At 61.8% G+C, this 18,026-nt stretch carries 16 protein-coding genes and 1 pseudogene; 13 read left to right on the forward strand and 4 right to left on the reverse strand.

Annotated elements, in window-relative coordinates; genetic code table 11:
- Positions 1 to 24 precede the first annotated feature (24 nt).
- Complete coding sequence (locus tag D0B32_RS02395) at positions 25 to 549, forward strand: methylated-DNA--[protein]-cysteine S-methyltransferase (RefSeq protein ID WP_117332075.1); 525 nt, start codon at positions 25 to 27, stop codon at positions 547 to 549.
- Positions 550 to 704: 155 nt separating this feature from the next.
- Positions 705 to 4,241 (forward strand): ATP-binding protein, encoded by a 3,537-nt coding sequence (locus D0B32_RS02400; protein ID WP_117332076.1) that lies wholly within the window; start codon positions 705 to 707, stop codon positions 4,239 to 4,241.
- Positions 4,242 to 4,312: 71 nt separating this feature from the next.
- On the opposite strand, the pseudogene D0B32_RS02405 reads toward D0B32_RS02400, so the two are convergent.
- Positions 4,313 to 4,555: pseudogene (locus tag D0B32_RS02405) on the reverse strand (H-NS family nucleoid-associated regulatory protein); the annotation flags it as partial.
- A gap of 804 nt (positions 4,556 to 5,359) precedes the next feature.
- Between D0B32_RS02405 and D0B32_RS02410 the strand changes: the two are divergent.
- On the forward strand, positions 5,360 to 5,698 hold the full coding sequence (locus D0B32_RS02410; RefSeq protein ID WP_117332078.1) for a hypothetical protein: 339 nt from the start codon (positions 5,360 to 5,362) through the stop codon (positions 5,696 to 5,698).
- A gap of 91 nt (positions 5,699 to 5,789) precedes the next feature.
- Here the strand turns inward: D0B32_RS02410 and D0B32_RS02415 are convergent, their stop codons facing one another.
- Positions 5,790 to 6,284, reverse strand: coding sequence for a phasin family protein (locus tag D0B32_RS02415; protein WP_117332079.1), 495 nt, complete (start codon positions 6,282 to 6,284; stop codon positions 5,790 to 5,792).
- A gap of 298 nt (positions 6,285 to 6,582) precedes the next feature.
- On the opposite strand from D0B32_RS02415, the gene D0B32_RS02420 reads away from it, so the two are divergent.
- A complete protein-coding gene (locus tag D0B32_RS02420) occupies positions 6,583 to 7,065 on the forward strand; it encodes a hypothetical protein (RefSeq protein WP_117332080.1) in 483 nt (160 codons plus the stop codon).
- 53 nt (positions 7,066 to 7,118) lie between these two features.
- On the opposite strand, the gene D0B32_RS02425 is transcribed toward D0B32_RS02420, so the two are convergent.
- Positions 7,119 to 8,519 (reverse strand): GntP family permease, encoded by a 1,401-nt coding sequence (locus D0B32_RS02425; protein ID WP_117332081.1) that lies wholly within the window; start codon positions 8,517 to 8,519, stop codon positions 7,119 to 7,121.
- A 251-nt stretch (positions 8,520 to 8,770) separates the two neighbouring features.
- Between D0B32_RS02425 and D0B32_RS02430 the strand changes: the two genes are divergently transcribed.
- The 9 genes from D0B32_RS02430 (at position 8,771) to D0B32_RS02470 (ending at position 17,381) form a co-directional block, all read left to right on the forward strand.
- Positions 8,771 to 9,316, forward strand: a complete 546-nt coding sequence (locus tag D0B32_RS02430) for a BON domain-containing protein (RefSeq protein ID WP_117332082.1) — start codon at positions 8,771 to 8,773, stop codon at positions 9,314 to 9,316.
- A 101-nt stretch (positions 9,317 to 9,417) separates the two neighbouring features.
- Positions 9,418 to 9,696 carry a hypothetical protein gene (locus tag D0B32_RS02435; RefSeq protein ID WP_117332083.1) on the forward strand — a complete coding sequence of 93 codons (279 nt, stop codon included), beginning with the start codon at positions 9,418 to 9,420 and terminating at the stop codon, positions 9,694 to 9,696.
- Between the two features lie 426 nt (positions 9,697 to 10,122).
- Positions 10,123 to 10,350: a hypothetical protein gene (locus D0B32_RS02440; RefSeq protein WP_117332084.1), complete on the forward strand. Its 228-nt coding sequence runs from the start codon at positions 10,123 to 10,125 to the stop codon at positions 10,348 to 10,350.
- A gap of 118 nt (positions 10,351 to 10,468) precedes the next feature.
- A complete protein-coding gene (locus tag D0B32_RS02445; protein ID WP_117332085.1) occupies positions 10,469 to 11,668 on the forward strand; it encodes a serine hydrolase in 1,200 nt (399 codons plus the stop codon).
- 114 nt (positions 11,669 to 11,782) lie between these two features.
- Positions 11,783 to 12,073 carry an H-NS family nucleoid-associated regulatory protein gene (locus D0B32_RS02450; protein ID WP_117332086.1) on the forward strand — a complete coding sequence of 97 codons (291 nt, stop codon included), beginning with the start codon at positions 11,783 to 11,785 and terminating at the stop codon, positions 12,071 to 12,073.
- 679 nt (positions 12,074 to 12,752) lie between these two features.
- A complete protein-coding gene (gene fae / locus D0B32_RS02455) occupies positions 12,753 to 13,277 on the forward strand; it encodes a formaldehyde-activating enzyme (RefSeq protein WP_117332087.1) in 525 nt (174 codons plus the stop codon).
- A 120-nt stretch (positions 13,278 to 13,397) separates the two neighbouring features.
- Positions 13,398 to 14,435, forward strand: coding sequence for an aldo/keto reductase (locus D0B32_RS02460; RefSeq protein WP_117332088.1), 1,038 nt, complete (start codon positions 13,398 to 13,400; stop codon positions 14,433 to 14,435).
- Positions 14,432 to 15,871 (forward strand): NAD-dependent succinate-semialdehyde dehydrogenase, encoded by a 1,440-nt coding sequence (locus D0B32_RS02465; protein WP_117332089.1) that lies wholly within the window; start codon positions 14,432 to 14,434, stop codon positions 15,869 to 15,871. Before D0B32_RS02460 ends, D0B32_RS02465 begins: the two co-directional genes overlap by 4 nt.
- 121 nt (positions 15,872 to 15,992) lie before the next feature.
- Complete coding sequence (locus D0B32_RS02470; protein ID WP_117332090.1) at positions 15,993 to 17,381, forward strand: MFS transporter; 1,389 nt, start codon at positions 15,993 to 15,995, stop codon at positions 17,379 to 17,381.
- Between the two features lie 99 nt (positions 17,382 to 17,480).
- Here D0B32_RS02470 and D0B32_RS02475 read toward each other — a convergent pair whose 3' ends face one another.
- Positions 17,481 to 18,026, reverse strand: coding sequence for a hypothetical protein (locus D0B32_RS02475; protein WP_117332091.1), 546 nt, complete (start codon positions 18,024 to 18,026; stop codon positions 17,481 to 17,483).

The raw sequence follows: 18,026 nt of genomic DNA on the forward strand, positions 1-18,026 counted from the left end.
AGAGGCATCGAGAGGCATCGCCACATGAACCAGTATCTATTCATTCCCAGCCCGCTCGGCGCGATTCTCTTGCGTGCCGAGGACGATGCGCTCACCGGTCTGTACTTCGACGGCCAGAAGTATTTTCCGCGAGGTGCGGTGGATACCGCCGGCGGCAAGCCGCCCCGCGTACTGGAAGAGACAGCGCAACAGATTGCCGAATACTTCGCGGGGGAACGACAGGACTTCACGGTCCGTCTGCGCATGGCGGGTTCCACGTTCCAGCAGCAGGTGTGGAACGCGCTGATACAGATTCCCTTTGGCGAGATCGAAAGCTATGGGCGGCTTGCGCAGCGGCTCGGTCTGCCGGTGGGCAGCGCGCGCGCCGTGGGCGCCGCTAACGGGCGTAACCCGGTGGCGATCATCGTGCCGTGTCATCGGGTGATCGGTGTTGCCGGCGACCTGACCGGCTATGCGGGCGGCGTGGAGCGCAAGGCCGCGCTGCTGACGCTCGAACGGCCGGCGCGCTCGTTTCCACGGCAGCTCGACCTGCTCGACACCATTCAATAGATCATCAGACCAAAGCAGGGCGAGCCGCGCTACACTGCGCTTTCCAGGCGCGGGGCGCCCCGCAGACCCTGCTGCCTGCCGGCTTGAACGGAAATCACGCTAGCCACGTGATGTGTCTGCGCGCACGACGTGAACGAAGTGAACGACGTAAGCCGATGCAGAAGATCCTCGATGGTACGCAGGGGTCGCTGGCCGGGTCCTTCGCCTCTCTGGCAAGGAATGCCCGGCGCCAACGCACGCTCTACCTGAGCGCAATCGTCACGCTGATGGTCATCGTGGTGGTCTCCGCGCTGCTGCTCGCGGCGCTCGCCATCAACCGGCAACTCGACTATCGGCGCAGCCTCGTCACCCAGTATGCAGCGGACATTTCGCTGCTTCTCCATGACGAAGTGTCGTTCCTGCGCCGCACCGAACTTACCGTGTCGTACTACCAGCAGACCGACGCGCCGCGCAGTCTGCCGGCGGGCGTGGACGCCGCTATCCGCCAGAGCGGTGTTGCGTCGGGCGACGGCGGCACCGTGGGTACGCGCTTCGACGTGCTGGTCCCGTCCCGCACCCGTGAGACCTGGGGGGACGCACTCGACGAGAAGCTGTGGCGGCTGTACGAGTCGGGACAGTCCACCCTCGTCACGCAGCAAACCTTCGATCTGAATCATCGAGCCATGCTGATCGGGTTGCGTGACGACTACGCGCTGATCATGCCGTCTGTCGTCAAGGCAGATGGCAGCGTGCCCCCGCTGCAACCCGGCGATGCCGTCACGTTGCGCAGCGTCCTGCTGCACGAACTGCAAAGCGAGACTGGCTTGCGCGTGCTCGCTAAAAACCGGCGGCTGTGGGTGGGCCCGTACGTCGATCCACTGCTGCGCGTGCCGGTGATCACGGCCTTGTCCTTCTACTACGACGGCGACACGCCCGCCATGTTGCTTGCGATCAGCCTGCCGGTCGATACACTGATCGCGCGGCTCCACCGACCATCCGGCGCCGGTGTGCTGGCGTTGTTGTCGGACCAGCGCCGGGTGGTGGTGGCGTCCCCGCCAGTGGACGCTGCCACTAGCGACATGATGGCGGCGACCGCGGCCGCGCTGCCGGATGGCGACTACATCTACACCCGCGATGGCGCGCTGATCCGCGAGTCGATCATGCCGGGCTTCGGCTCGCTGGTCGGGTATCTCGCATGGGGCGCACTGGCCGCGACGCTCGGCTGGCAGCTCGGGGTCATCGCGGGCGTGGCGTTGATCCTGCTCGTCGGCATTGCGTTGACGGCGCGTTTCTGGGGACTGCGCCTGCTGGCGCGGTCGCATGAAGAAGCGGTGCGCGCGCTCGAGAACGAAGCGATCAATCATGTGCTCGTCAGCGTGACGCCGGTTGGATTGTGTATCGTCAGGCGCAGCGATTTTTCGATCCTCACCGCCAATGCGCTGGCGCGAGAACTGCTGCATCTCGAACCGGCCGGCGTCGCGTTGCCGCCGCATCTTGCGCAGGTCTTTCAGACCGAGATGCTGATGGCGGCCAATGACGCGCATACCACGATGCAAGTCGGCGCCGCAGATGACGCGGGTGTCGTTGTGTTCAGGGCGCCTGCGCTGGCCGGGCAAGCCAGTGCTGGCGACGCGAACCCGCAGGTGTTGCAATGGACCTGCGCACCCGCGCGCTACGGCGGCGAAGCGGTGCTGTTCTGCGCGGTGCTCGACGTCACCACGCAGCACACGCTGGAAGCGCAACTGCGCGCTGCGCAGCAGGAAACCGAAGCCACCATGCGGGCGCGGTCCACCTTCTTTGCTTCGATGAGCCACGAGATCCGCACGCCGCTCAACGTGCTGCTCGGTAACCTGGAAATGCTGGCGCTGGCGCCCGGTCTCGAGGCGCACGAGCAGCGCCTGTTGTCGCTCAAGACCGCCGCCGGGTCGTTGCGCCACATCGTCAACGATATTCTCGATTTCTCGAAGATCGACGCGGGCGAAATGAAGCTCGTGATCGAATCGTTCCGGCCCATCGACGACCTCGAAAATCTCGCGCTGTCGTATGCGCCGATGCTCGCGGAACGGCCAATCCGTTTCTACTCGCACCTCTCGCCGACGCTCGATCAGGTGTTGTGCGGCGATCGCACGCGCATCGCGCAGGTCGTCAACAACCTGCTAAGCAATGCCTACAAGTTCACGTCGTGCGGCAAGATCGTGCTGAATGCCGAAGTGCACGAAGACGCCCAGGAGCGCAGTGTTTTGCATTGCCGCGTCTACGATTCGGGCATCGGCATGGACCCGGTGCAGGTCGCGCGAATTTTTCATCCGTTCGTGCAGGGTGAGAGCAGTACCGCGAGCCGCTATGGCGGAACCGGGCTTGGCCTGTCGATCTGCGCAAGCCTGTGTGAACTGATGGGCGGCCAGATTTCTGTGGAAAGCGTGCAGGGTGTCGGCACGGCTTTCAGCGTGTCGATCCCGCTCACGCTGCCGCCTGAGAACGAACGCGTGCCCGTTGCCCTGCCGGCACGGCGCGGCAACGCGCTGGTGCTGTGTCAGGAGATCGAGTCGGGGGAGATCATCAGCGGTTGGCTCGACAGTGCCGGATGGTTCGCTCGCAGCGTCAGTTCAGTGCGCACCGCTGACGAATCGCTGCGGGCGAACCGTCCCGATGTGCTGGTCGTCACAGGCGAGCATGACGTCGAGGTAATCACCGCGTTGCGCGCGGTGCAGCAGGTGGGGGCGGTGTGGATTACGCGGCGCGGCCCGCATCGTCCCACGCTGCGCGTCGCGGGCGTGCTCGAAGTGAGCGAGTTCAGTCACCGTGCGATTCTCTCGGCTGTGGAGATGGCAGTTCAGCAGCAGTGGGATCGTGCCGTTGCGAATGATATGAGTGTCGCCAATGCCGCCGTTGCGTCTGCGCCGGACGTAGCTACCCGCGCAGTGCTGCCGCACGAGAATGATGCCCCGTTGCAGATGGATTCATCTGCCGAGAAGCCGCTGCAAGGGCTTGCGATTCTGGTGGCCGAGGACAACCCGCTGAATCAGACGCTGATCGTCGAGCAACTCACGGCGCTCGGTTGCGAGCCGATCCTTGCGGGCGACGGCCGGCAGGCGCTGGCCATGCTCGAACGTCATGAAGTGGATGTCGTGCTGACCGACATTCACATGCCAGTGATGGATGGCTATGAACTTCTCGCCGCACTGCGCCGCCAGTACCCGGGTTTGCCGGTGATGGCCTTCAGCGCCGTCACCGATGTGCAGCAAGCCGACGAATGGCAGCAACTCGGTTTCACCGGGCACATCTCCAAACCGACCTCGCTCAAGGAACTCGAGACCGCGCTCGATGCATTGGGCGCGAGCGAGCCGTTGTCCACGGCGGCGTCTGCGGCTTCGAGCGTAACGCCTGATGCTGGCACGGACATCGGACTCGCACTCGATGCGGCGACCCAGGCGCGTTATGTGGCAATGCTAAAGGATCATCTGGGCACGGATCTGCCGCGGCTATCCGCTATCGTGGAGCGTTGTGACCGGCCGGCGTTGCGCGACTGGGCGCATAGTGCGGCCGGGGCGTTTCTGATTGTCGGTGAACCGCGCTTTGCGGCGCAATGCCGTGAGCTGCAAAACCTGTGTCAAACGGACGAACACTGGAATGCGCACATGGCGACACTCGCCATGACACTCCACGAAGGCTTGCGGCAACACTTCGGACTCGATGTGGCTTCGATGCATTGACGCGTGCTGTAACGCTCGCGTCGGAGCGCGACCGCACTTCAACGTCCTGCGTGCGCGTGCTGCACAGGCGGTGCGACTTCGAAATGATCAATGGACTGGCCTGCGCTGATGGCGCGACGCAGCCATTCCGGCATTTCGCCCTCGCCATCCCAGCGATCGCCGTTGGCACTGCGGTATCGGTCGGCGCCTTGCGCTTTGGACGGCGTGGATGTTTTCGGCTCCGCGTCGGGCGCGAGGTCTTCCGGCTTGATGCCAAACTCTTCCATTCGATGGCGCAGATACGCCACGATCCGATCGCGTTTCATTTCATCCATTGAGTGTCTCCATGGAATGGTTTGCCCGCGGGGCATGTGTAACGATTGATTCGACCGTAACGACAATACCGATGTAAAACAGGTGTTCTGTAAAACCCATCAAGGAATCGTTAATGCCTTTTCGGGCGCACAGCACGTCTTGCTGCGCGTCGCGCATACGACGGCGCTTCGCAGTTTGCAGGCCTGCGAAGCAGCGTTGCTATTCGTATGGACACAGACGGGCACATAAGTTCAAACATGGCGAACTGGATCACCACACATGCGAACGGACCTGCCGTCCACGTATGGAAGCGATTTAGCCAACCGTTCGCTACTGCGTGAACAGATTGGCGAGGCCACTATTTCAATGATGGTTGCTGGAACGTGCGATGAGACCCGACCTTACTCGCGCAGGGGAGGCAGTCGTGCAGAGCGTAAGCGAAAGGACTCATCTGGAAGGGACAGCCGTTCATGACGGATGACCCGGGCAAGCGAATGTGCGCAGCGAGAAGCACGGAATGGCTCCGCGTTTCCTATAGCTATGCGTGCAGATTAACACGTGCTGCGGGACGTGTCGCAACTTGTTGAAGAAAAGTGCGGCATGCCGCGCTGAGCTGAGCGGGCGCCTCGCATTTCGCTGAAAACAGCGTCACCCAGTGGCTGTCATTTGCTTATAGTAGAAGAGCAGTCATACGGGCCACTCAGGATCACTCAAGCGTCACCCAAGGGTCGCGTGGGCTCACGCGGGGCTCATTCAGGAGTCAAGCCTGGGAGCGGACGAATCTGCTCTCTTTTGACGCGTCAATCTGACGGGGGAACGGTGCGATGACAACAGCAGCCGGTTCAGCCTACGCGGTGCGCGCGAGTACACCGGCATCGTTGCGGGAGCTCGCCAATTACCTGGAACTCGCGCTGGACGCGGGTCAGGCCGTGGTCGTGATGCGCTATGGGTCGAGCGAACGTCTGGTTTTTATCGGCAACCCCGGTAGTTCGCTGGATGAGTTGTCGAGTAGCGATGCATTGGCCGCTCACCTCGCCGACGAGATGCTGGCGCTCACCGAGCCGGGTTTGAACCGGATCACCGCCGATGGTCAGGTCTATCGCTTCACGCGGACGCACCGTTATATCGCCGACCGGCAAGCGGTGATTTTCGCGCCGGCGTGAGGATGCGTGGGGCCACTGTACAAACGAAAAAAAGCGAACCGAAGTCCGCTTTTTTGCAGTGACCGCGCGCTCGCACGAAGCGAGCGGGGTATTACGCGCCAGCCGAAACCGTAGCGACGAATTGCTTGGCCGCTTTGTTGGCTGATTCGTACGTTGCGTTAGCGGCGGAGAAAGCCGAGTTCCACGCTGCAACCGCGCCTTCGCTGCCGGCGGGAGCGTTTTTCGCGAGGCTTTCGATGAAACCTTGCGCGTCTTTCTGAGCCTGCTGGAATTGAGCCGTGGCAGCGCTCGAAAATTCAGCCTGGCTGGTCGAGACGATTTCATGCACGTGACGGCCGTAGGCGGCGAGCTTTTCCGATGCCGGTTGCGACAGGCTGCTGGCCAGCGCGAACAGTTCAGCCGGATCCTTGGCGGTGACGGCCTTGCTGACGATGGCTTGCGTTTCGGCCAGGTTGACCTTGCCGACTTGCAGGTTCAGTTCGACGAGCTTCTCGAAACCGGCGTAGGCCTGGTTCGCGAAACCGAAAAATGCATTCAGATTGGCTTGCTGCGCGGCGATCAGTTGTTGGGGGGTAAGCGTGCTCATCACTACTCCAGAAAGGGTAAGGCGGCGAGTGCGAGAGGCTTGGCTTAAAACCGGAATCCGCGCGCCGCTAGGGCCAGAAGTCAAATTGCTGCAATGCAACAAAACCCATTGTACGGGGTAATTTTGGGAAGTCAATCGATTTCGTCGGCCGCTCTGCGCGGCGTTGTCGGGTTTATGTAAGATAACGTCGGAGTCGGGCGAGGCGCCTTGTGGGCGCGCAAATCGCCTCTGTGGCCGCGCCGCTCATGGCATAGTGCGAGCCATCCACGAGTGACTGCAAAGGAGTCAAGCGAAGCAGATGAACAGCCCCCTCGAATCCTATGAGCAGGACCGAGTCGTTCTGCTCGATGAAGTACCGCGCCCGGCCACGGAATCGCCGGAGCCATTCGTCGTCGCCAACGAGCGGCGCGTGGTGATCGCGTATCGGATCGCCACGGCCGATTTCGACCGCTTCGGCCCCTTCGCCGATGACGACGATCCGTTCTGTACGGTTGAATTCGCCGCCGCGGCGTTTCATCAGTTCGGGCCGCCCAATGGCGACAATCTTTACGCGCATCCGTTAGCCGAGCGGGGCCTGGAACCCGATGCGGCGCATGAGATCGCGAACTCGTCACTGGTGCTGGATGCCTGGGGGCCCGAGGCGGTCGAAGAAGGGCGGCGTCACTACGTGCTGACGTTTCAGGACAGCACGTTCGAGTGTGTGGCCTCGGATTGCACCGTAGTGGGGATCTACGGCAACGGCGACATTGCGAGCCGCGAGGCGTTTTCGTTGTGCAAGTGAGGAGCCGCACGGTTTGCGCGGCGTCCTGCACAGCAATCAGATGAGCCGGCGTCTCAGACCAGGCCAGTGGTGTAGTACACCGCAATCACGAAGAACACGGCCAGCGTCTTGATGATCGTCACCGCGAAGATGTCGCGATACGACTCGCGGTGAGTCAAGCCCGTTACCGCCAGCAGCGTGATCACGGCGCCGTTGTGCGGTAGCGTGTCCATGCCGCCGCTCGCCATTGCCACCACGCGGTGCAGTACTTCCATTGGAATATGCGCAGCGTTGGCGGCCTGGATGAAGTAGTCGGACATCGCCGCGAGTGCAATACTCATCCCGCCTGAGGCCGAGCCCGTGATGCCCGCCAGTGAGCTGACCGACACCGCCGCATTGACCAGCGGGTTCGGAATGCTGCGCAGCGCGTCGCTCACCACCAGGAAGCCAGGCAAGGCGGCAATTACGCCGCCAAAGCCATATTCCGACGCCGTATTCAACGACGCCAGCAGCGCACCGGCCACCGCCGCCCGGGTGCCGCTTGCGAAGCGCGAGCGCATCCGGCCAAACGCGGTCAGCGCAACCAGCACGATGCCAAGCAGCAGCGCACCCTCGACGGCCCAGATGCCGACCACGGCCTTGATCGACGTCGTCACGGGCGCATGGATGCCAGGCAGCACTTCCGGTGCGACGGTGTACGACGCGCCGTACCAGTCCGGAATCAGTTTGGTCAGCGCGAAGTTCGCCACGCCCACCAGCACGAGCGGCGCGACGGCCAGCAAAGGATGCGGCAGTTGCTTCGACTCGATGCGCTCCGGTTCGTTGACGAGCGAGGTGCCGTAGCCCTCACCCTTGGCCATTGCCGCGCGCCGGCGCCATTCCAGATAGGTCAGGCCGACGATGATGATGAACAGCGAGCCGATCGTGCCCAAAGCAGGAGCTGCCCACGACGTGGTCTTGAAGAACGTGGTCGGGATGATGTTCTGGATCTGCGGGGTGCCCGGCAGCGAATCCATCGTGAACGAGAACGCGCCCAGCGCGATGGCGCCCGGCATCAGCCGCTTCGGGATATTGCTCTGGCGATACAGTTCAGCGGCGAACGGATACACCGCGAATACCACCACGAACAGCGACACGCCGCCGTAGGTGAGCAGCGCGCACACGGCGACGATCACGGCGTTGGCGCGCGAGCGGCCAATGTAGCGGATCGCGGCGGCCACGATGGATTCGGAGAAGCCCGACAGTTCGATGACCTTGCCGAACACCGCGCCGAGCATGAACACCGGGAAGTACAGCTTCACGAAGCCGACCATCTTCTCCATGAAGATGCCGGAAAACACCGGCGCGACGGCAGCGGGGTCGGTCAGCAGCACCGCGCCGAGCGCGGCGATAGGTGCAACGAGGATGACGCTGTAGCCTCGGTAGGCCGCAAACATCAGAAACGCCAAAGCGGCGAGGACGATAACAAAGGACATTGAGTCTCCGTGACGGGTTGTTCTACGTCTGTCTGCGCTGCGAGCCGGGTGGGGCAGGGCAATGACCCGGTTGCGCAGGCAGACTTTGTACGCTTGTTGTTGGACCGGCGTGCAGCCTGTTGTGTCGGTCTGGGCACGGGCACGCGGTCCGTGCGATTGTACAATTCCTGACACGCTAGCCGAGTTCGAAATAATTGTTCTGCGTGGCGCTGCGCTGGAACGGGAAGCGAGCGATCTAGTCGGGAGGATGGATGAAGTCCTGGCCTGTCAGCATTCTGTTAGTCGCACTGAGCGTGGCTGGCGTGACCGCTATATGGAGCGGAACCGCGTGCGCCCAGTCTGCCGATCTCAAGAACTGGTACAACGACCCGTTCTTCACGTTGTCGCAGGGGTTTGCCGATTGCCCCGTGCCGCTCGGCCCGTTCATGACGCGCGCACAAATGGAAGACGACGCGCACTACCGCGTCGAGCGCGGCACGACCTGCTGGCTGGCGCACAAATGCACCAAGCCGAATTCCTATATGTACGACGCGCCGATTGCCGAGGCGATCCACGCGCACTTCACCGACCCCCATGCGTTCGATGGCACGAGTCTGTGGATTACGGTGCAACGCCGCTTCGTCTACGCCGAAGGATGCGCGCCGGCTTCGTTCGATACGCATGCCTTGCAGCAGCAACTCGAAGCCATTCCGGATGTGGAGCAGGTGTTCATGCGCGTCAGCACGACGCCGCGCGGGCCGCTGCCTTACAAGACGCTCGCGGCGCCCGATGCGCCCTTGAGCGAACCCGCCAACTGATGCTGCCCGTTACCGGCAAGCGCGCTTGCGAATGACGCACTGCGGCGTGCGCATGGCACAATCGCTGAACCGAAGAAATAGAAAAGGATCGGGGTTTTCACATGAAACGCAGCTATGCATCGTCTGTTCGATCGGGTCGTCTCGCGCGCGCATCGTCGTGCGTGACGGCGCTTGTGTTGCTGGCCGGGCTGAGCGCCTGCAGCAGCAGTCCGCCGCTGTTCCTTTCGGACGGTCGGCCGACCACGCTCGTCCAATGTCCGGAAGGCTCCGATTCCTGCGTGCAGCAGGCGCGCGTCAGTTGCGGCGGACAGTTCGACACCGTGCGCCAGTCGAGCGAAAACGGCACGGTCAGCCTGATCTACGCTTGCCCCGCCAAGTAGCCTGCTAGATATCATCAGCAAGCCATTGCATAAAACCGTCATATTGCTGAGGGCTTAATACCGTAGCGAGCCTGTGTCGCGATGTTTTGTTACCCGCAATTCATCGAGACACAGCACGATTTTATAAAAATGGGGAATATACAATTGACGCGCTCGCCGTTATTTTCCCTTGTCCGCGTTAGCGCATCCACGTTGTTTTAATCACGAAGCGGCTTGCTTCCGTGCGGCGGCTAACGGAACGCGCCAAACCCTTTGTTTATCTTCTGTTGCACGAGCGGCCCCGCACTCGCGCTGATATCAAAGCGCGCCAACACAGATTGGAATGCGGCATCGAAAAAGCAATATCGGTGCACGTAACGAGCGGGTCACTCGCGGCACGTTTCATGCTTTGTTTGATTCAAAAACGAGTCATACCGGGGAAAAGCAATGAATCACCAGCAACTCGAAAAAGATCTTGAGCATCTCGAGCATGTCATCTCACGTATTTCCGCAGACGACCGGATTCCGTTGTCATATTGGCGTAACCGTATCAAGTCCGTATCCGACGGCATTTTGATTCCGTCGCAGGCGAGTCGTGTCAAACGGCTCAATGAAGCGCTGCGTGCTCTGGAAGCACGCGAAGAACTGGCCGCAAACTCAACCACCACGCGGTAACGTCCGGCGAACGTTACGTAGCACACGGTCGCAATCTATCGACGTGACCCATGCCGGTCGAGCCGCGCGAACGTCGCGACTCGACCCGCCGCGCTCCAACGTGGAATCAGGACAACCGATGCAAAGAGCAGGATTCTCAACGGCGCGGCTCGCGCGTGTGACGGCCGCGATGCAGGGCTATGTCGACCGGTGCGAAGTGTCCGGCGTGGTGACGTTGGCCTGGCGGCGTGGGGAGACGGCCTGCTTCGAAGCGCTCGGCTTGCGCGATGAGGCCGGGCAGTTGCCGATGCAGCGCGACACGCTGTTTCGCATTGCTTCGATGACCAAGCCGGTGACGAGCGCCGCCATCATGATGCTGCTCGAAGACGACCAGCTCGCGCTCGACGCACCGGTCGCCCAATGGCTGCCCGAACTCGCGGAGCCGCGCGTGCTGCGCGATCCGGTTGGCGCGCTCGATCATACCGAGGCGGCGCGCGCGCCGATCACGGTGCTCGATCTGCTGACGCACCGCTCGGGTTTCGCCTATCACTTCACCGCCACAGGTCCGCTCGCGCACGCGTATGAAGCGGTGTTCAACGGTTTCGAATCGTCCTCCGGCCCGGATGCCTGGCTGGCGCGCGTCGCGACGCTGCCGTTGATGTTCCAGCCTGGCGCGCGCTGGCAGTACGGCATCTCCACCGATATCCTCGGCATTCTCATCCAGCGCATCAGCGGACTGACACTCGGTGATTTCTTTCGTACGCGTATCTTCGAGCCGCTCGGCATGCGCGATACCGCCTTCTGGGTCCACGAAAGCCAGCTATCGCGACTGGCGACGGCCTACAGCATCGATCCCGGCACGCGCAAGCGCGTGGTCGACGACCGGGCGCCCGACAGCCGCTGGGCGAATCCGCAGCGTTTCCAGGGCGGCGGCGGCGGGCTGGTGTCGACGGCGGAAGACTATCTTCAGTTCGCGCGGCTGTTGCTCGGGCGTGGGCGCGTTGGCGATGTGCGGCTGCTCTCGCATCGTTCGGTGGATTTGATGCGCTCCAACTTCCTGAGTCGCGATCAGCGGCGTGCACCCGCGTTCGGACACATCGTCTGGGCGGGACAGGGCTTTGGACTCGGCTTGTCAGTGGTCGACGATCCCGCGCAGCAACTGCCGCTCGGTTATCGGTCCACCGGTTCGTTCGGATGGCCAGGTGCCTATGGCACGAGCTGGTTTGGCGACCCCGTCGAAGATCTGATCGGCATGATGCTGATCCAGCGTCGCGCCGTCGAACCGTTCGCCATGCCGCTCGACTTCGAGCGGCGCCTGTACGACGCCATCGACGAGTAGCGCAGCGTAGTCTCGTGAGAGAGTCGTCGTAATCTACGGTAAGCCTTTCGCGGCACTTTTTCGATCTGAAAGGGTCACACTGCTGTGATCTGAACCGACTGGAGCGATGCGTCTATGGCCACTTACAAACAATTGACTGCACAACTCGAAAAGCTCCATAAGGAAATGGCGGCGGCGCGCGAGAAGGAAATTGAGCAGGCGATTGCCGATATCAAACAGACCATTGCGGACTATGGAATCACCGCAGAAGAACTGGGTTTTTCGAGCAAACGAACGTCCGTAAAGAAAGCGCCGTTGCCGGCCAAATACCGTAACCCCAAGACAGGTGAAACCTGGAGCGGGCGCGGCCGTGCGCCAGCCTGGCTCGCAGGCAAGAATCGCGAACGCTTCCTGATTTCCGAGTGAGGCTTTCGCTCAAAGACGTGCAGCGTCGCATTGCAACTCACGTCTCTTGATTCATTTCATCCCTTGATTCAGGGGCTAATCGGTGAGCTGTCCGTCCTTCGATAGCGTGCAGTGAGCGAATGCCTTGCGATTCGCGCACCGCGAGCAGAGTCCCGAAAACGCTCACCTTTCGTCAGCGCATCTCACGCGGCCGTCCACGTTTGCTAACCTTTCGAGCATTGCACGTCGCGTCTTGCCGCGTCGCTTTCAGTGAGGAACTGTGGGCGACGGTTTCATTCCTTCGCGACACCATCTGAATCTCTCACGTCCCGATTAGAATGCCGCAACGCCTTGTCTGATAAGGCTTTGCGCGCGGTGACCTGGCCGCTTTACTTCGCGAATGCCATCTCGCTTCGCTATCAAAAGCGGCCGCTGCTTCGATGCGCAAATAGCGCGGACTCCCGAACGTCCGGTGCGCGCGAAATGGAAATTCGCATCACCGCAAGCGCGATTCCGCACGGGTCCCGAAAACGCTCACCTTAACGACGCAACCGGCGCAACTGACGCCATTGCATCGCTCGCCTGGGAGAAACCCGGAGTTGAGTCCGTCTCATACCCCGGATCAAAAATCATCGATTCATCCGCGCTTGAACCGGGTAGCACAATCGTCTCATCCACCCAACCCTTGACGGGATAAGACATGAGCGTATCGACGGAAAAGCAGCTGTATATCGGTGAAGGTTTCGAAGGCCCGGGCGTGAATCTCGCGCACATCAACGTACTGGTCGGCCCGCGTAACGGCCCGGCAGGCCAGGCATTCGCCACTGCGCTGTCCACGCCTTCCGCCGGTCACGCACCGTTCGTCGTCATCGCCCGTCCGGGTGTGCCGACCAAGCCGCTCACGCTGTACGTGAACAAGGCGCAGATCGAAGGTGACTTCCACGGCAACGCGACGTGGGGTGCTTCGCAAGCGGGTATCGCCAAAGCAGTGGCCGAGTCGCTCGAGAACGGCACGCTGCCGCCGGAAGCGGAAAACGACTGGGTCGTCGTGTCGGCAAATTGGGTCAATCCGAAGACCGACGATCTGGACGCCGTGTTCGAGAACAACTACCGCGCCTGCAAGAACGCCATCCTCGCCGCGATGAAGGGTCTGCCGCATCGCGATGAAGTGTTCGCCGCCGCGCGTGAGGTGTCGAACCCGTTCTATACGCCCAAGCAGCGCTAAGCCGACACTGCGGCAACGCTAGGGCAACACAAATTATCGAACAGCAGCCACCAGTCGCGCGCCATCCCTGCACATAGCGCTACGAACGCCGCGCGACTGCCGCCATCAGGAGACACCTCAATGGAATACATTCGCCTCGGCCAATCCGGCCTGAAGGTTTCGCGTCTGTGCCTCGGCACGATGAACATGGGCACGCCGGACTGGAAGCCGTGGATTTTCGACGAAGCGCAGAGCGAGCCGATCGTGCGCCACGCGCTGGAAGCAGGCGTGAACTTCATCGACCTCGCGGACTTCTACTCGACCGGCGTCGGCGAAGAAGTGGTGGGCCGCATTCTGAAGCGCCTCGCGCGTCGTGAAGAACTCGTCGTGACCACCAAAGTCGGCTACGACATGGGCACGTATCAGAACGCCGGCGGCCACTCGCGCAAGCACATCATGGACGGGATCGACGGTTCGCTGACGCGTCTCGGCATGGACTACCTCGATATCTACATGCTGCATTTCTTCGACGTCAACACGCCCGTCGAAGAAACGATGGGCGCGTTGAACGATATCGTGCGCGCGGGCAAGGCTCGCTACATTGGCGTGTCGACCATGTACACGTGGCAGTTCGCCAGGATCATGCAGGTGTGCGAACGCAACGGCTGGCACAAGCCCATCAACATGCAGTTGCAACTGAACCTGGCGTATCGCGAGGAAGAGCGCGAAATGATTCCGTATTGTCAGGATCAGGGCGTGGGTGTGTCGGTATTCAGCCCGCTTGCACGCGGTCTGCTGACGAGCGATCCGAATTCGACGCGCAATCAAACCGACTTCTTCACCGCGCAGATGTACGGCGACTCGGCCTCGCGTGAAGTGGCGGCATCCGTGGCCCGTGTGGCAGCGGCACGCGGCGTCTCGCCCGCGCAGATCGCCCAGGCGTGGGTGCTCAATCACGGCGGCGTTTCCAGCATGCTGGTGGGTGCGGACACGCCCGCGCAGTTCGATAGCGCGCTCGCCGCGCTCGACACGAAGCTGACCGCCGACGAACTCTACGAACTCGAGCGTAACTACACGCCGTGCGATCTGATCAACGATTACACGGCAGGCAAGCGCATCGCGCGCGAGCCGCGCGCCGCGCAAGGTGTGTTCGCTCAAACTCTGGATAAAGCAGCATGAAAGAATTTCTCCGTACCGGGCACTACATCAACGGCGAGTGGCACGAAAGCGCCACCACGTATCCCGTTTCCAATCCCGCCACGGGCGAGTTGATCGTCAACGTCGCCAAGGGCGGCGCAGCGGAAACGAAGGAAGCCATCGCCGCCGCGCAACGCGCCTTTCCCGCCTGGCGTGCGCTGACCGCGAAGGAACGCGGCGCAAAAGTGCGGCGTTGGGGCGAGCTGATGCTGGAGCATCGCGACGCGCTGGCTGAACTGATGTCGCGCGAACAAGGCAAGCCGCTCGCCGAAGCGCGTGGCGAAGTAGGCTACGCAGCGAGCTTTCTCGAATGGTTCGCTGAAGAAGCAAAGCGTGCCTATGGCGATGTGATTCCGAGCCCGAATCCGAAAGCCAAAATCATCGTGACGCGTGAGCCGATCGGTGTCGTCGCTGCGATCACGCCGTGGAATTTCCCGCTCGCGATGATCACGCGCAAAGCCGGACCGGCGCTCGCGGCCGGCTGCACGATGGTGCTCAAGCCATCCGAAGAAACACCGCTGTCCGCGTTTGCGCTGGCGGTGCTGGCGGAACAGGCGGGCATCCCCGCTGGCGTGCTCAACATCGTGTCCGGTGATGCCGTGGCCATTGGCGGTGCGCTGACCGAATCGTCGGTGGTGCGCAAGCTCTCGTTCACGGGCTCGACGCGCGTGGGCAAGCTGCTCGCCAAGCAATCCGCGGATACGCTGAAGAAGCTGTCGCTCGAACTGGGTGGCAACGCACCGTTCATCGTGTTCGACGACGCCGATATCGACGCCGCCGTGCAAGGCGCGATGGCTTCAAAGTTTCGCAACACTGGGCAGACCTGCATATGCGTTAATCGCTTCTACGTGCAGGACGGCGTTTACGACGCCTTCACTCAGGCGCTGACAAAGGCCGTGCAAAAGATGCGCGTGGGTAACGCGCTCGAAGGCGAAGTCGAACAGGGACCGCTCATCAACGCTGCCGCGTTGAAGAAGGTGGAAACCCACGTCGCGGACGCCTTTGCGAAGGGTGCTAAAGCGTTGACGGGCGGCAAGCGTCACGCGCTCGGCGGCACGTTCTACGAACCGACCGTGCTGGTCGACGCGTCGAAGTCGATGTTGATCGCGGAAGAAGAAACCTTCGGTCCGGTCGCCGCATGCTTCCGCTTCAAGACCGAAGACGAAGCGATTGCTGCCGCCAACGACACGCCGTTCGGTCTGTCTGCCTACTTCTATACGCGCGATCTGGCTCGTGCGTGGCGCGTGTCCGAAGCGCTGGAGAGCGGCATGGTCGGCGTCAACGAAGGGATTCTGTCCACGGAAGTCGCGCCGTTTGGCGGCGTCAAGGAATCCGGCCTCGGCCGCGAAGGATCGAAGTACGGGCTGGATGAGTACATGGAGTTGAAGTACACGATGATGGGCGGCCTCGGACGCTGACCCTGCAACACCGTCCGATTTCGCGCAGCCCATGCGCGAAACGGACGATACGTTGGCGCGCGCCGTCAGCCCGCAGTTTGGCTGACAGCGCGCGACCGGCGTCAACAAGAATGGAGACACCTTGAGTAATCAGGACATCCCGGCAGGCACGCTTGGTCTTAGCCCCGCCCAGCCACACACCAGGGGCAACGCCCCTGCACACGGCCCCGTCTCGCTCGACGACGTTCCGCTCAACCGGTTTCACGTCAAGATTGCCGGTCTGACGTTTGGCGCGCACTTCACGGAAGGCTTCGCGCTCGGCACGATCGGCTATGCCCTCACTTCGCTCAACCGTCAGATGCCGCTCGATACGTTCTGGACGGGCATGATTGGCAGTTCGGCGTTGATGGGCATCTTTCTGGGCAGCCTGGTATTCGGCTGGCTATCCGACAAGCTGGGTAGGCAAAAGATTTTCCTGCTGAGCTTTCTGATTATCACGCTGGCGGCGTTCGCGCAGTTCTACGTGACGTCGCCGCTGGAACTGGTTCTGTTGCGCGTGCTGATTGGCTTCGGCATGGGCGGTGACTTCGCGGTGGGCCACGCCATTCTCGCGGAATTTTCGCCTCGCAAGCAGCGCGGCACGCTGCTAGGCTCGTTCAGCGTGATCTGGACCGTTGGCTACGTGGTCGCCAATGTGCTCGGGATGGAGTACGCCAACGCCTCGCCGGACGCGTGGCGCTGGCTGCTGGCATCGGCTGGGGTGCCTGCGTTGATCGTGCTGATCGCGCGCATGGGTACGCCGGAATCGCCGCGCTGGCTGCACGGCAAAGGCCGGGTGGCGGAAGCCAAAGCCATCGTGCTGAAGCACTTTGGTCCTAACGTGACGATCGACGGTGGCGATGACGAACACACGCGCCTGTCAGGAGGATTTGCGCGGCTGTTCCGCAAGGATCTGATTCGCCGGACCATTTTCAACTGCGCATTCTTCGTGTGCCTCGTGATTCCGTATTTCGCGATCTACACGTTCTTGCCGACCATCCTCAAGGCGATTCATCTGAACGACGGCTCGGGCGCGGACTTCCTGCTGAACGGATTCCTCGTGCTCGGCGCCCTGATCGGCATCTGGCTCACGATCAAACTGTCGCGCCGGATGTTCCTGATTGGCTCGTTCGCCGTGACGTGTCTCTCGCTGGTGGCGTTGAGCGTGCTGCCGGAATCAGCGACGCTGGCGATGATCGTGGCATTTGCGGTCTTCACGTTGACCATGTCGGCGTTCTCGAATCTGGTGGGCGTGTTTCCGCCCGAGTGTTTCCCCACCGAAGTGCGGGCGTGTGGCGTGGGCCTGGCTATCGCTTGCAGCCGGTTGGGATCAGCAGTGGGCACGTTCTTGTTGCCACTCGGTATTGCCCAATTGGGATTTCACGCAACGATGATGGTGTTGGCCGCAGTGCTGCTGATCGGCATGGTGGTCTCGATCGCGTGGGCACCTGAGACGAAGCATTTGACGCTGAATCAGGCGAGCGGAAGCTAGTTTTCTGATCAAAGCGAAGTGCAAGTAAATAAAGCCGAACGCTTCCGCGTTCGGCCTTATTTTTTGCTGCCGCGTTAAACCGCAGCGTGGCGTCTTCGCTTAGAAGTTGACTGCGCGATTGTTCTCCCGTTTGCTGTCTTCAGGAAAGGCCGCGCCGAGCACCGCGTGCAACAACTGCGTGTGGGCGTCGCCGGCATCCAGCACCATCAGACTGTCTTCAAACGCAACGTCCAGCGGTAGCTGACCGTCCAGAATCGCCGTTAGCGTTGCCTCCGACGACACCAGTACCACGTCACGATCCTCCTGCTTTTCCGACGTCACATCGGGCGGCTCCGGCGTGATATCTGGATCGAAGCCGTTTTCGGTGGCGTGAAAAAATCCCCAGGTGCCGATTTCAATCAGCAGCACATAGAAGTCCGGCAATGCCATCAAACGGCTCACGGGCACGGCTGCTTCGAGGCGGCTTTGCAGACCTTTGAGGGCGTCGATGGCGGCGAGGCGCAGCTTCATGTTGCTCAACGCGCCGTCCACAGGAGTCTCCGGCAATACGCCGCTTTCCATCGCTTCGCGCGTCGCAACCGCAACGGCGAGCGCCTGGGGATGCCCGATATTGAATTCGATCTTCAGTTCACAGATTGCGCACAT

Origin of the sequence: Paraburkholderia sp. DHOC27, from assembly GCF_003429005.1 — a bacterium.
In the GTDB taxonomy this organism is placed as follows: domain Bacteria; phylum Pseudomonadota; class Gammaproteobacteria; order Burkholderiales; family Burkholderiaceae; genus Paraburkholderia.

Excerpts from the sequence above, each read along its gene's own strand:
- D0B32_RS02395 (WP_117332075.1), top strand. The coding sequence starts at position 25 with ATGAACCAGTATCTATTCATTCCCAGCCCGCTCGGCGCGATTCTCTTG.
- D0B32_RS02400 (WP_117332076.1), top strand. The coding sequence starts at position 705 with ATGCAGAAGATCCTCGATGGTACGCAGGGGTCGCTGGCCGGGTCCTTC.
- D0B32_RS02410 (WP_117332078.1), top strand. The coding sequence starts at position 5,360 with ATGACAACAGCAGCCGGTTCAGCCTACGCGGTGCGCGCGAGTACACCG.
- D0B32_RS02415 (WP_117332079.1), bottom strand. The coding sequence starts at position 6,284 with ATGAGCACGCTTACCCCCCAACAACTGATCGCCGCGCAGCAAGCCAAT.
- D0B32_RS02420 (WP_117332080.1), top strand. The coding sequence starts at position 6,583 with ATGAACAGCCCCCTCGAATCCTATGAGCAGGACCGAGTCGTTCTGCTC.
- D0B32_RS02425 (WP_117332081.1), bottom strand. The coding sequence starts at position 8,519 with ATGTCCTTTGTTATCGTCCTCGCCGCTTTGGCGTTTCTGATGTTTGCG.
- D0B32_RS02430 (WP_117332082.1), top strand. The coding sequence starts at position 8,771 with ATGAAGTCCTGGCCTGTCAGCATTCTGTTAGTCGCACTGAGCGTGGCT.
- D0B32_RS02435 (WP_117332083.1), top strand. The coding sequence starts at position 9,418 with ATGAAACGCAGCTATGCATCGTCTGTTCGATCGGGTCGTCTCGCGCGC.
- D0B32_RS02440 (WP_117332084.1), top strand. The coding sequence starts at position 10,123 with ATGAATCACCAGCAACTCGAAAAAGATCTTGAGCATCTCGAGCATGTC.
- D0B32_RS02445 (WP_117332085.1), top strand. The coding sequence starts at position 10,469 with ATGCAAAGAGCAGGATTCTCAACGGCGCGGCTCGCGCGTGTGACGGCC.
- D0B32_RS02450 (WP_117332086.1), top strand. The coding sequence starts at position 11,783 with ATGGCCACTTACAAACAATTGACTGCACAACTCGAAAAGCTCCATAAG.
- fae (WP_117332087.1), top strand. The coding sequence starts at position 12,753 with ATGAGCGTATCGACGGAAAAGCAGCTGTATATCGGTGAAGGTTTCGAA.
- D0B32_RS02460 (WP_117332088.1), top strand. The coding sequence starts at position 13,398 with ATGGAATACATTCGCCTCGGCCAATCCGGCCTGAAGGTTTCGCGTCTG.
- D0B32_RS02465 (WP_117332089.1), top strand. The coding sequence starts at position 14,432 with ATGAAAGAATTTCTCCGTACCGGGCACTACATCAACGGCGAGTGGCAC.
- D0B32_RS02475 (WP_117332091.1), bottom strand. The coding sequence starts at position 18,026 with ATGTGCGCAATCTGTGAACTGAAGATCGAATTCAATATCGGGCATCCC.